The 12,717-nt window shown below is 35.3% G+C and carries 12 protein-coding genes; 10 read left to right on the forward strand and 2 right to left on the reverse strand.

Annotated features, from left to right (window positions below; all coding sequences use genetic code 11):
* The 5 genes from NBE98_RS13785 (at position 1) to citC (ending at position 4,597) form a co-directional block, all read left to right on the forward strand.
* Positions 1–558, forward strand: coding sequence for a Fe-S-containing hydro-lyase (locus NBE98_RS13785; RefSeq protein WP_250815546.1), 558 nt, complete (start codon positions 1–3; stop codon positions 556–558).
* A 195-nt stretch (positions 559–753) separates the two neighbouring features.
* Positions 754–1,023, forward strand: coding sequence for a citrate lyase acyl carrier protein (gene citD / locus NBE98_RS13790; RefSeq protein WP_250815547.1), 270 nt, complete (start codon positions 754–756; stop codon positions 1,021–1,023).
* Positions 1,023–1,901: an HpcH/HpaI aldolase/citrate lyase family protein gene (locus NBE98_RS13795; RefSeq protein WP_250815548.1), complete on the forward strand. Its 879-nt coding sequence runs from the start codon at positions 1,023–1,025 to the stop codon at positions 1,899–1,901. The genes citD and NBE98_RS13795 overlap by 1 nt, the downstream gene beginning before the upstream one ends.
* Positions 1,902–1,990: 89 nt before the next feature.
* Positions 1,991–3,532 carry a citrate lyase subunit alpha gene (gene citF, locus NBE98_RS13800; protein ID WP_250815549.1) on the forward strand — a complete coding sequence of 514 codons (1,542 nt, stop codon included), beginning with the start codon at positions 1,991–1,993 and terminating at the stop codon, positions 3,530–3,532.
* 24 nt (positions 3,533–3,556) lie between these two features.
* Positions 3,557–4,597 carry a [citrate (pro-3S)-lyase] ligase gene (gene citC / locus NBE98_RS13805; RefSeq protein WP_250815550.1) on the forward strand — a complete coding sequence of 347 codons (1,041 nt, stop codon included), beginning with the start codon at positions 3,557–3,559 and terminating at the stop codon, positions 4,595–4,597.
* Positions 4,598–4,699: 102 nt separating this feature from the next.
* Here the strand turns inward: citC and glgP are convergent, their stop codons facing one another.
* On the reverse strand, positions 4,700–6,313 hold the full coding sequence (gene glgP, locus NBE98_RS13810; RefSeq protein ID WP_250815551.1) for an alpha-glucan family phosphorylase: 1,614 nt from the start codon (positions 6,311–6,313) through the stop codon (positions 4,700–4,702).
* 196 nt (positions 6,314–6,509) lie between these two features.
* On the opposite strand from glgP, the gene NBE98_RS13815 reads away from it, so the two are divergent.
* The 4 genes from NBE98_RS13815 (at position 6,510) to NBE98_RS13830 (ending at position 8,975) form a co-directional block, all read left to right on the forward strand.
* Positions 6,510–6,944, forward strand: coding sequence for a hypothetical protein (locus NBE98_RS13815; protein WP_250815553.1), 435 nt, complete (start codon positions 6,510–6,512; stop codon positions 6,942–6,944).
* 126 nt (positions 6,945–7,070) lie between these two features.
* Positions 7,071–7,808: a tetratricopeptide repeat protein gene (locus NBE98_RS13820; protein ID WP_250815554.1), complete on the forward strand. Its 738-nt coding sequence runs from the start codon at positions 7,071–7,073 to the stop codon at positions 7,806–7,808.
* 80 nt (positions 7,809–7,888) lie between these two features.
* Complete coding sequence (locus NBE98_RS13825) at positions 7,889–8,581, forward strand: DUF6796 family protein (RefSeq protein ID WP_250815555.1); 693 nt, start codon at positions 7,889–7,891, stop codon at positions 8,579–8,581.
* A gap of 196 nt (positions 8,582–8,777) precedes the next feature.
* Positions 8,778–8,975: a cold-shock protein gene (locus NBE98_RS13830; protein WP_250815556.1), complete on the forward strand. Its 198-nt coding sequence runs from the start codon at positions 8,778–8,780 to the stop codon at positions 8,973–8,975.
* Positions 8,976–9,073: 98 nt separating this feature from the next.
* On the opposite strand, the gene NBE98_RS13835 is transcribed toward NBE98_RS13830, so the two are convergent.
* Positions 9,074–10,741, reverse strand: coding sequence for a sigma 54-interacting transcriptional regulator (locus NBE98_RS13835; protein WP_250815558.1), 1,668 nt, complete (start codon positions 10,739–10,741; stop codon positions 9,074–9,076).
* Positions 10,742–11,020: 279 nt separating this feature from the next.
* Between NBE98_RS13835 and ptsP the strand changes: the two genes are divergently transcribed.
* Positions 11,021–12,637, forward strand: a complete 1,617-nt coding sequence (gene ptsP / locus NBE98_RS13840; RefSeq protein WP_250815559.1) for a phosphoenolpyruvate--protein phosphotransferase — start codon at positions 11,021–11,023, stop codon at positions 12,635–12,637.
* Positions 12,638–12,717: the final 80 nt, after the last annotated feature.

The raw sequence follows: 12,717 nt of genomic DNA on the forward strand, positions 1-12,717 counted from the left end.
ATGGAAAAGAAGATTACAACTCCACTTACAGAAGAAAAAGTTAGAGAATTGAAGGCTGGAGACAGCGTATTAATAACTGGGACTATATATACAGCTAGAGATGCGGCTCATAAAAGATTAGTTGAACTATTAGAAAAGAGAGAGAAACTTCCAATAGATGTCAAGGATTCTATAGTGTATTATGTTGGACCAACTCCAGCAAAGCCAGGTCAAGCAATCGGATCAGCTGGACCAACTACAAGCTATAGAATGGATTCCTATTCTCCAAGACTTTTAGAGCTTGGTCTTAGAGGTATGATAGGAAAGGGCTTAAGAGGATCAGAAGTTATAGAATCAATTAAGAAAAATACTGGAGTATACTTTGGAGCTATAGGGGGAGCAGCTGCCCTTATAGGAAAATCAGTAGTGAAATCAGAGCTTGTAGCTTACGAAGACTTAGGAGCTGAAGCAATAAGGAAATTAGAGGTTGTAGATTTTCCTGTTGTGGTTGTTATAGACTGCGAAGGTAATAATCTGTATGAGATTGGTCAAAAGAAATACTTAGATAGTTTAAAGTAATTAACCATTTAAAATTAATAGTGTGTTTTGAAATAGCGTCGATATAGCTGCTAGTTTCATTGCAGAAATCATTGGGCGAATCTAGGAAAGTTTAAAATTTCTAGCTTAGCAGATGGTTTCTTAAGTGAAACTAGCAGCTATACCGTAGCACTATTTTAAAACGCTTCCACTAACTTATAACTTAGAGGTGATTAGATGAAAATAACAAAGGTAGCCAAGGCTGGTACACTAGAGTCGAATGATATCCTAGTTATGGTTTCTCCAAATGAAGATGGAGGAGTTAATCTTCTGCTAGAAAGCATAGTTATTAAACAGTTTGGCGATCAAATAAGAAAAGTTATTTTAGAAAAAGTCGATGAAATGGAAATTAAAGATATAAGTATAAAGGCTCAGGATAAGGGTGCCTTAGATTTTGCTATAGCTGCAAGAGTAGAAGCTGCTATTAAAAGGGCGGTGAGTGAGTAATGAACAAGCTTAGAAGGACTATGCTATTTATGCCTGGAAACAACCCAGGAATGCTTTTAAACGCTGGTATATTAGGTGCGGACTCAGTGATACTTGATTTAGAAGATGCTGTGAGCTTAACTGAAAAGGACAGTGCCAGAGTACTTGTTAGGGAAGCTATAAAAAGTATAGACTACTCAAACGTTGAAGTAGCAGTAAGAATAAACCCATTTGATACTGAATTTGGATTACCAGATGTTGATGTGATTGCTAGAGTAAAACCAGATTCAATTATGCTTCCAAAGGCTGATGAAGACCAAGTTAGGGCACTTCATGAAGCATTAAGTAAAATTGAACAAGAGGAAGGTTTCGAGGAAGGCAGTATAAAAATAATACCTATTATTGAGACTGCTTTCGGACTTGAAAACGTATATAACATAATTAAAGCTTCAAGAAGAATTGTTGCTGTACTTCTTGGTGCAGAAGATTTAACTGCTGACCTGGGAATAAAAAGAACTAAAGAAGGTGAGGAAATCTTCTATGCAAGAAATAAGGTAGCAACTGCCTGCAAAGCTTTAAAAGTTGATTCAATAGATACTCCTTTTACAGATACAAATGACTATGAGGGCTTAGCTCGCGATACTGCTAAAGCAAAGAGTATAGGTATGACAGGAAAGGCAGCTATAAATCCAAGACAAATAGATACTATACACTCAGTACTTGCTCCAACAGAAGCTGAAATTAAGCATGCACAAAGAATTTTAGCGGCAATGGAAGAAGCTAAAAGAGAAGGCAAGGGTGTATTCTCATTAGATGGAAAGATGGTAGATGCTCCAATTATAAATAGAGCAATAACCACTATGAAATTAGCTAAAATGCTTGGTTTAGTTAGGAAGTAAAAGGTCTAAATGATCTTTTACAGGCATCATAGCGAGTGAGAACCAGCGAGTATAGGATGTACAGTGATTCGACTGAAAGGAGAATTAGCATGAAGAATATAATAGGCAGAGAAATACCTGAATATATAGAAGGCTATGGTAAGGTTAAACCCTTCGAAGGAGCCTTTGCAACTATGGGAATTAGGGAAAGAAAAGCCGTAAGAAGCAATACTGTTGCTCCAAATGAAAATAAGGTTTTAAATAGCCTTGAAGAAGCAATTGAAAAGGTTCAGCTAAAAGATGGAATGACAATATCTTTCCACCATCATTTAAGAAATGGAGACTATGTATTAAATTTAGTACTTCAAGCGATAGCTAAGAGGGGAATAAGAGATATAACAGTAGCAGCAAGCTCAATATTCCCGATACATGCACCAATGGTTGATTTAATGCTAGATGGAACTGTTACAGGAGTGTATGCAAACTATATATCAGGTCCTGTAGCTGAAGCTATATCAAGAGGGTACCTTAAAAAATGTGCAGTAATGCAGACTCATGGAGGAAGACCAAGAGCCATTGAAAGTGGAGATTTACATATAGATGTTGCTTTTATTGCTGCTCCAACCTCAGATACTTATGGAAACTTAAACGGAGTTACAGGAAAATCAGCTTGCGGAGCTTTAGGGTATGCAGTATCGGACGCCGAATATGCTGATAAAGTTATAGCTGTAACTGATAACTTAGTACCTTACCCAGCATGTCCTATAGAAATAAGTCAGATTTATGTTGACTATGTAGTTCAAATAGAATCAATAGGAAATCCAGCAGGAATAGTTTCCGGTACCACAAAAATCACAAAAGATCCAGTAGGCTTAAGGATTGCAAAGCTTACAACAGAAGTTATGAAGGCTTCAGGACTTATTAAAAACGGCATGTCCTTCCAGACTGGAGCAGGAGGAACCTCTCTTGCAGTTGCAGCTGAGCTTAAAGATATTATGAAGAAGGATAATATTATTGGAAGTTTTGCAGCAGGAGGAACTACAGGATATATAGTTGAAATGCTTGAAGAGGGCCTATTTAATTCAATCTTTGACGTTCAATGCTTCGATTTAAAGGCTGTTGAATCCTACAGAGAAAATCCAAAGCATCAGGCAATGTCGGCTTCTATGTATGCTAATCCACACAATAAGGGAGCAGTTGTCAACAACCTTGACATTATGATACTTGGAGCAACTGAAATAGATTTAGATTTTAATGTTAATGTTACTACAGGTTCCTCAGGTGTTATTATGGGAGGATCAGGTGGACATAGTGATACAGCTGCAGGCTCAAAGCTTGCAATAGTTGTAACAAACCTAGTAAAAGCAAGACTTCCTATAATAAAAGAAAAGGTAACGACAGTAACTACTCCAGGAGAAAATGTAGATGTTCTTGTTACCGAAAGAGGAATAGCAGTAAATCCAAGGCGAACTGATTTAATAGAAAAGCTTAGAGAAACACAATTGCCAGTAATGACAATTGAAGAGCTAAAGAATTTAGCGGAGAAAATGACAGGTGCTCCAAAACAAATACAGCTTTCAGAGGATATAGTAGCAGTAGTAGAATATCGAGATGGAACAGTAATAGATGTAGTTAGAAAAGTTATAGATTAATTTATTATGAAATGAGTGAACTTTATGTTTGGACTAAATGTTGAAAGGCTTGACCTTAAAGATAAAAATGAAAAGCAGGAACTTGAAGTCTTCTTAAGCAAGTTTGGCTTAGAACTGGATAAAGATGTTGACTACAGTTTGGTTGTAAGAGATGGTGGCGAAATAAAAGCCACCTGCTCAAAGGCAAAAAATGTTCTGAAGTGCTTTGCTGTAGCTGAGACACTAAGGGGAGAGGGAATAACCAATACCCTTATAACGGACTTAATTAACAAGCTCTTTGAAGAAGGTATATATCACAGCTTCATATTCACAAAGCCTGAAAATATATCAATATTTTCTTCCTTAGGCTTCAATCTTGTTCATCAGGTAAAAGATGTAGCACTTTTAGAAAATGGGATACAGGACATAAATGTTTATCTTAACAAGCTAATTAAAAAGTACAATATTAGCAGCAGTACAAAAGCTGCTCTAGTAATGAATTGTAATCCTTTCACTTTAGGACACCAGTATTTAATACAAAAAGCCGCTGAGGAAAATGAAGATGTCATTGTGTTTATAGTGGAAGAAGACAGATCACTCTTCCCATTTGAGACCAGACTTGAGTTAGTTAGAAAGGGTACAGAGCACCTTAAAAATGTAACTGTAATTCCAGGAGGAGAATATATAATATCCTCAGCGACCTTCCCATCCTATTTTTTAAGAGAAGAAGGCACAAGATTAAATGCCTACACAGAACTCGATGCAGGTATTTTTGCAAAATACTTCTGCAGCAAGCTAAATATTAAAAGAAGATATGTAGGCACAGAACCCTACTGTAAGGTAACTAATGCTTACAATGAAACTCTAAAGGAAGTTTTAAGCAAGTACGGTGTTGAGCTTCATATGATAGAACGCAAAAAACAGGGAGACTATCAAATAAGCGCTTCAACTGTAAGGAACCTCATCAAGGAAGATAAGTTTGAAGAACTCAAAGAAATTCTTCCGCAAACAACCTTAGGTTTTTTACACACCGAAAAGGGAAAAGAAATAGTTGCTAAAATTAAGGTGAGTAACACACCTCATTAACAATGAGGAAGTACAAAAAAGCAGAAAGGCACGGGTAGTAGATCCGTGCCTTGCTTAAGTAAAAGGGAAAATGTATATGATTAAAGGATCTAACAAATTAAATTATTTGGTGTATAATTCATTGTAATATTGTTCAAGCATTCTCTTTGCAGCAAACTCGTCTCTTGTAGTTCTAATGCTTTCTTTCATCATCTCTACCCATTTAGCTCTATTGTCATAGTAAGTAGGAACAACTCTATTTAATAATGTATCATATAAAGCATCTCTATCATGAGCGTTTAAATCCGGAACGTCACCCTCTTCAGCAGCGTCACCAAACTGCCAGCCGTTAACACCATCAATGCAAGCTTCTGGCCACCATCCATCAAGGATAGAGCAGTTAAGAACTCCATTCATAGCAGCCTTCATTCCTGAAGTACCTGAAGCCTCTAACGGCCTTATCGGATTGTTTAGCCATACGTCAGCACCACGAGTGAGCATTCTTCCAATTGTCATGTCATAGTTTTCGAGGAACACTACAGCATTTGGATATTTCTTCATCATAGCTACTAATGTAGCTACTATAGCCTTACCAGTATCATCAAGCGGGTGAGCCTTACCTGAGAACACTATTTGAATCTTTCCATATCTTAAATATGGCTCAATAACCTCTGGCTTGCTGAATATAAGGTCGCTTCTCTTATATGGAGCAGCTCTTCTTGAGAAACCAATCAATAATTTATCTGCATCAAGTTTAATTCCTGTTCTTTCGTTTATGAAAGAAATAAGCTCTTTTTTAACTTCCATATGTGACGCCCACAGGTCTCCATTAGACTCATAAGCATTAGTAATTCTCTCATCTACCCAAGTTGGAGTATGGATTGCATTTGTAATACCTATTATTTCAGAGCGCCCAGCCACTTCCTTCCACATCTTGTTGGCAGTTTTAGCATGAAGCTGAGCAACAGCATTAGCTTTTCTTGAAAGTCTAAGACCTGCTACGGTCATATTGAATGGCTCTCCTCCAAGTCTAATCATTTGCTCTCTGGTTAAACCATTAAAAGCTCCCATGAATTCAAGTTTGTCAATTGGATGAGATTCGTTACCTTGAATGATTGGAGTATGGGTTGTGAACACAACCTCTTCTCTTGTAGCCTTCCAAGCTTCTTCAAAACTCATGCCTGAACACATTTTTTCTCTAATAAGCTCAATAGCAGCAAGGTCAGCATGGCCTTCGTTAAAGTGATAAACATCAACTGGAATTTCAAGAGCTCTAAGAGCTTTAACTCCACCTATACCAAGTACTATTTCTTGAGCTATTCTTTCTTCTCCAAACCAGCCATATAGCTGTCCTGTTATCCATCTATCTCCGTTTTCGGGGATATCTGTATCTAAAAGATATAAAGGGTTGTTCCCGAATTTTTCTGTTTTCCACACCTTGCACACTACATCAATATTTCTTATTTTAACTGAAACCTTAACACCAGTATCTTCTAAGAAATTATACTCGTAGTTTTTATATGCATCATAAGGTTTTCCATCTGCACCTATAACCTGATCTCCGTAACCTTGCTTCCATTTAATTCCGATTGCAACCAAAGGAAGTCCTAAATCCTTAGCGCCTTTTAAATGGTCTCCAGCAAGGATCCCAAGTCCCCCTGCATACATTTTGAAATCTGATTGAAGTCCATATTCCATACAGAAATATGCAACTCTAGGAAGGTTTTTATTATCCATAGTTTCCTCCTTATAAATAACAAATTTATAACAATGTTATTGTTTACTTATAAAGAAATTATACACGATAAGAATATAATGCGCAAGCGATTGCGCATTATATATTCAAAAAAATTTGAATATATATTTAAATTATTAGAAGTCTGTAACAGTAATGAATGCTTAAAAATATAATGATATAAAGGGGGTGATTCTGGTGGAAGTTAATTCAGCAAAACAGAAATTAAAAAATGCAGATGGACAATCATCAAATCAAATAGAAAAGTCTTCGGCCACGGCTGCTTTATCCAGTGAATTGGTTTTAGTTTCCTCTATAATAAATAATCTAAATACAGCCACAGCTAAACGAGATGATATTTATGTAATAGCAGCAACTATAGGACTTATAGCAAGTTATTTTTCAAAGATTGCAGCAAATCAAGAAGCAAACGAGCAGCAAATTTCGCCTGGAGTCACAACCTTTGCAAATAATCTTAAACTAATTGCTACTGACTTAGGACTCATATCAGCAGCTATATCTTATTGGGCATTGTTAATTGAAGTCGCACTTAGAGCTCAGGGGATATCAGCGCCTCAAACAGGGGGCCCCTCTGGGAGTTCTTCAGTTAGTAGTTCATTACTAGTTCAATAACTTAACATAATAATAAAAGTCTGCATTTTGCAGGCTTTTATTATTGTTTGTTGAAATTTCTAGGATATTTAAGGATAATATAGTTATAATAATTATTTTCAAGATGAAAGAATACGGAGGTCAAAGATGTTCAACAAGATATCGTTAAGAACTAAAGCTATAATTTTTTCAATAGCATCTATAATTGGAATAGGAATCATAGTTTCAACTGGAATTGAAAATAAAAAAGCTGCTATTAATTTTGAGAAAGCACAACAGGAGGAAAGGATAAATCTTCAAAAGGAAGAAGCCAAAAAAGCTGAAGAAGAGCTTCTGAGAAAAAAGCAGGAGGATGAACAGAAAAAAATAGAAGAGGCGGCTAAAATAGAGGAGAAGCAAAAAAATCTTGAGGAAAAATATGAAAGAAGTCATACTGCGTTCTTCAATAAAAAATATAATGAGTCTATTAAGGCGGCTGACGAAATAATAAGAGAAGATGATAAGTTTTATAAAGCCTATAATATAAAGGGTATAGCGCAATGCTATTCAGGAAAATATTTAGATGGAATGAAGAACATTGATAAAGCTCTAGAAATAAAGCCTGACTATCCCTATGCAAGGTTTAACAAGGCATTGGCCTTAGAATTATATGAAAAGCTTGATGAAGCGTTAGTTTGGTATGACAAAGCTCTAGAGGTAGAAAATTATGTTTGGAGTCACTACGGCAAAGCAAGCATTTATGGAAGAAAAGGCGATGTTTTAAATGCAGTAAAGAACCTTAAAATAGCAATTGATATGAACTCAAGTGTTAAAGAGGAAGCAAGGAAGGAAAAAGATTTCGATAATGTTAAAGACAGTAAGGAATTTCAGGATATAGTGAAATAAAAATACTCAAATCACATAAGTTTCACTAAAGCTTGCAAAGAATTGTTTTGTAATTAGAATATTATATGGAGGATGTGAAAATGGATAAAAGCCGTCAAAGAGCAAGAGTAGTTTTAATAATGGGAATTGTAGGCATTATGGGTGTTCTGCTTACTATAGCAAGCGATTTTATTTTAATTGGTAGGCCTAGCAGCTCAAAGGCATTTTTTAAATTAGGGACAGAAAGTATGGCTGGCTTATCTCAATGGAGGATAACTATAGGAGCCTTTGTTGGGATAGCAATAATCCCATTTCAAATAGCTGGCCTAATCTCCATATATTATGGCATAAAGCCAGCAGGTAAAGCAAAAGCGCTGGCTATAGTTCTAACAAATGCTCATACCCTTATGATGGCAGTCGCTTTTCATACCTCATATGCCTTTATAGCCAGCGGATGGAATCTATATTATGAAATCGGAGTTGGAGACAAAGTAGCAGAAAAAATGATTATGAGGTTTGCTTATTATTGGAAGTTAATAATTATAGTAATGTCAGTAGAACTAGTTTTAAGTTCTGCCTATTATGTGATTCTAATACTTAGTGGAAAAACTCTTTATCCAAAGTGGATGGCCTTTTTTAACCCGATATGTATACTGATTTATATATATCCTTTACTCATAATAGCACCAAAACCTATTGGAGGTTTTATAGCGCCAGCTTTTCTTAATTTAACTACATTAATATTTTTTATACTGTCAACAGGTACGATTTACAAGAAGTTAATAAGAGTATAGAATAATTTGAAAAATAAATAACTTGCTTTATAAGTTAAACTATGTTATTCTTAGTAAGAACTTAAATTGATAGTAAATAATACAGCACAATATATTTCAATAAGTACTTGTCTAATACAATGTAACAATATCGAAATTTTGTTAGCGAATTATTACAATGAGTTTAAGAATAATAAAATTTCGGAGGTACAGTTAAATGACTGGTACAGTTAAATGGTTTAATTCAGAAAAAGGTTTTGGATTTATTACAGGAGAAGATGGAAAAGATGTTTTCGCACATTTTTCTCAAATAAAGTCAGAAGGTTATAAGTCACTTGAAGAAGGACAAAAGGTTTCTTTTGATGTTGTTCAAGGACAAAAAGGACCTCAAGCAGAAAATATTGTTGCTCTATAATTAGCGAATATTTTACCCACTTAAACAGTTTAATGTTTAAGTGGGTTTTTAATTTGCTATAGTATTTATAGCTTAATAATTTACGTTAACAAGAAGAACTAATTATTGGTTTTTATTCCATACTTCTCACACTTTAGCGACACAGTTCTATGAGTTAATCCTAAAGCCTTTCCTGCTTTATTGTAGCTCTTGTACTTTTTCATAGCTAAAGCTATAAGCTCCTTTTCATATTCCTCAAGAGGCAGAAGTTCACCATTCCTTAGATTAATTAAGCCATCACTACTAGGCTTAATATTAGTAATGAAGAAAGGCAAATCCTTTGGAGTTATAACTGAGCCTTCACACATATTTATTGCTCTTTCGATTATGTTTTGAAGTTCACGAATGTTTCCAGGCCAATGATAATCTTCAAGATATTTAAGGGCTTCACTATTGATGCCAGTAACGGATTTTTTTAAGCTGCTGCTTAGTTTATTAATAAAATACTCTACAATCAAATTAATGTCTTGCTTTCTATCTCTTAAAGGGGGAAGACTTATGCTTATCACGTTAAGTCTGTAATATAAATCTTCTCTAAACTCACCAGTTTTAATCATTTCCTCAAGATTTCTGTTTGTTGCTGCAAGCACTCTCACATCAACCTTTTGTGTTTCTAATCCACCTATGCTTTCAAATTCCTTTTCCTGAAGTACTCTTAATAGCTTAACTTGCATTTGCCTTGGCATATCGCCAATTTCATCCAAGAGTATTGTACCTCCATCTGCAAGCTTAAATTTACCAGGTTTATTTTTTACAGCACCTGTAAAAGCTCCTTTTTCATAGCCAAAAAGCTCACTCTCTAACAGGTTTTCAGGTATCGCAGCACAATTTACCTTTATAAACGGCTTGGCTTTTCTTTCGCTGTGATTGTGAATAGCCTTTGCAATAAGCTCTTTACCTGTTCCGCTTTCACCTCTTATTAAAACCGTTGAAGTAGATTGAGAGGCCTTTTCTGCAATAAATAGTGCTTCTTTAAGACTTCCGCTGGAACCTATAATATCATTAAATTCACTGTTGAGCCGTGTATGCCTTTGAAGTTCTTCTTTATAGTAATTAAGCTCTTCTTGATAATTTTCAAGTTTTTTGGCAAGCTCTGATATATCCTGAAAAACTCCTATAGCTCCTATAGCTCTGTTTCCTGAAAAAATCGGAGAACTACTTGTAATCACGATATTCTCGTGTATATCCAGTATTTCTCCGGTATTTTCATTCTTTGAGACCAGGACTTCCGATAGGTCTGAGGTTGGAAGAATATCTTTAACATTTCTTCCTACAACCTCATTTGCGTCTTTCTTTAAGAGATTTAAAGTATATTTATTAGCGGAAGTAATGTTCGAGTTTGCATCAATAATTATAATTCCAAGCGGTAGATTTTCAAGTACTTGCTCGTTAGCTATTATACTTTCTTCAATAAGTGAATCTATGTTTGACATAGAAAGTGCTTCAGGTTCAATTTGAGTGTTAATAAAATTGCATAGCTCAAGTACAGCATTTCTTCCGGGTATAGTATCCTCGTAGCAGGAAATTTCAATTATTTCGTTTTGTTTTATCTTTAGAGAAATAAGAGCAAGCATACTAAGGGCTATAGGATCCTTGCTGTCTATTTTTCTTATATAAAGATTAATGTTATATTTAGCTTTTAATTCTGCAGCCTTATGAACAATCATTGCTGCAATTCTTGTATGAATCCCATGAGATATATTCACAATAATGCTGTTTTTATACATAGCTCCAACGCCTTGATAAAAAATATCAATATATAATATAACTGTGATAAAAAGTATCAACTATATCATACAATAAGAAAATTAGCCTGTCCAGCAAAGCTTTTTGATAAAAAAGCATTACTAGTAAATAATATAATAAATAATCTTGATAAAAAGTATCAACAATATTACTAAGAGGCGCTTTTAATCAAGGCTTAGAATTTGGCACGATAATTGCTTGTATTATACATATAATAAATAGTAATTTAATCATCTATATATAAGTGGAGGGAAAGTTCTATGAAAAAAGGTATTGCAGCTTCAAAAGGCTATGCTATAGGTAAGGTTGCTTTAAAGGAACATGAAGAAATTGTTGTTGTTGAAAGAAAGATAGAAAACCTTGAGGAAGAAAAAGCAAGACTTCAAGGGGCTTTAACTCTTACAAGAGAGCAGCTTGAAAAAATAAAGGAAAAAGCTGAAGTTGAAATGGGAGCAGACAAGGCGGCTGTTTTTGAAAGTCATATGATGCTGTTAGATGACCCAGAGTTTGTTGGAGCAATTGAAGCTAATGTTGAAGCAGCTATGGTAAATGCTGAAAAGGCATTAACAGATGTTGTTGATATGTTTGTTGGAATCTTTGACTCAATGGAAGATGAATACATGAAGGAAAGAGCTGCCGATGTTAAGGATGTAGGAAACAGAATACTATATAACCTCCTTGGAAAGTCCATGGAAGGAATGGGATTATTGGAAAACAACACTATAGTAGTTGCGCATGACTTAACTCCTTCTGATACAGCAGCACTTGATAAGAGCAAGGTGGTTGCCTTTTTAACTAACATAGGTGGAAGAACCTCGCACAGTGCTATTATGGCAAGAACTCTAGAGATTCCTGCCGTAGTGGGTTTGGGAAACATAACAAAATCAGTTAAAGATGGAGACAAAATTATAGTTGATGGTATAGAGGGCATAGTAATATTGAATCCATCTGATGACCAAGTTGAAGAGTACCTTGCAAGAAAAGCTAAGTTTGAAGCTGAAAAGGAAGAGCTTAAAAAACTTATAAGCGTTGAAACAAAAACTAAAGCTGGAAAGAGAATTGAAGTTGTAGGAAACATAGGACAGCCTCAAGACGTATTAAAGGTTATAGAAAACGGCGGAGAGGGTGTAGGGCTGTTTAGAACTGAATTTTTATACATGGATAGAGAAACCATGCCAACAGAAGAGGAACAGTTTGAAGCTTATAAATTTGTTGCAGAAAAGCTTGAGGGAAAGCCAGTTGTTATTAGAACACTAGATATTGGTGGTGATAAAAAGCTGCCATACCTTCCAATGCCAGAAGAAATGAACCCATTCTTAGGTTATAGAGCTATAAGAATATGTTTAGACAGAGTTGATATATTTAAAACTCAACTTAGAGCATTACTCAGAGCTTCAGCATATGGAAACATAAAAATAATGTTTCCAATGATATCATCAGTTAGCGAGTTTTTAAAGTCTAAGGAAATATTGGCAGAGTGTACGGAAGAGCTAAGAACTGAAGGTAAGGCTTTTAATGAAAAGCTTGAAACAGGAATAATGATAGAAATACCAGCAGCTGCAATTATGGCTGATGAGCTGGCTAAGCATGTAGATTTCTTCAGCATAGGAACAAATGATCTAATTCAATATACACTAGCTGCAGACAGAATGAATGAAAAGGTATCATACCTTTATGATCCAATGCACCCAGCGGTTCTAAGACTTATAAAGATGACTATAGAAGCAGCACACAACGCCGGAAAGTGGTGCGGCATGTGCGGAGAAATGGCAGGGGATGAAGAAGCTATACCAACTCTTGTTGAGTATGGGTTAGATGAGTTCTCCATGAGTGCTTCTTCAATTTTAAGAGCAAAGCAGATAATTACTAATATGTAATTAGTAAGAATAAGGATATAAAGTTTGTAGCTTTAGTGCTGCTCTCCTGATAGATTGAAAATTAATCTATCAGGAGAGCA

The organism is Clostridium swellfunianum, assembly GCF_023656515.1.
Classification (GTDB): domain Bacteria; phylum Bacillota; class Clostridia; order Clostridiales; family Clostridiaceae; genus Clostridium_AT; species Clostridium_AT swellfunianum.

Bases quoted from the DNA above. Each gene is read 5' to 3' on its own strand.
- NBE98_RS13785 (WP_250815546.1), top strand. From the start codon at position 1: ATGGAAAAGAAGATTACAACTCCACTTACAGAAGAAAAAGTTAGAGAA.
- citD (WP_250815547.1), top strand. From the start codon at position 754: ATGAAAATAACAAAGGTAGCCAAGGCTGGTACACTAGAGTCGAATGAT.
- NBE98_RS13795 (WP_250815548.1), top strand. From the start codon at position 1,023: ATGAACAAGCTTAGAAGGACTATGCTATTTATGCCTGGAAACAACCCA.
- citF (WP_250815549.1), top strand. From the start codon at position 1,991: ATGAAGAATATAATAGGCAGAGAAATACCTGAATATATAGAAGGCTAT.
- citC (WP_250815550.1), top strand. From the start codon at position 3,557: ATGTTTGGACTAAATGTTGAAAGGCTTGACCTTAAAGATAAAAATGAA.
- glgP (WP_250815551.1), bottom strand. From the start codon at position 6,313: ATGGATAATAAAAACCTTCCTAGAGTTGCATATTTCTGTATGGAATAT.
- NBE98_RS13820 (WP_250815554.1), top strand. From the start codon at position 7,071: ATGTTCAACAAGATATCGTTAAGAACTAAAGCTATAATTTTTTCAATA.
- NBE98_RS13825 (WP_250815555.1), top strand. From the start codon at position 7,889: ATGGATAAAAGCCGTCAAAGAGCAAGAGTAGTTTTAATAATGGGAATT.
- NBE98_RS13830 (WP_250815556.1), top strand. From the start codon at position 8,778: ATGACTGGTACAGTTAAATGGTTTAATTCAGAAAAAGGTTTTGGATTT.
- NBE98_RS13835 (WP_250815558.1), bottom strand. From the start codon at position 10,741: ATGTATAAAAACAGCATTATTGTGAATATATCTCATGGGATTCATACA.
- ptsP (WP_250815559.1), top strand. From the start codon at position 11,021: ATGAAAAAAGGTATTGCAGCTTCAAAAGGCTATGCTATAGGTAAGGTT.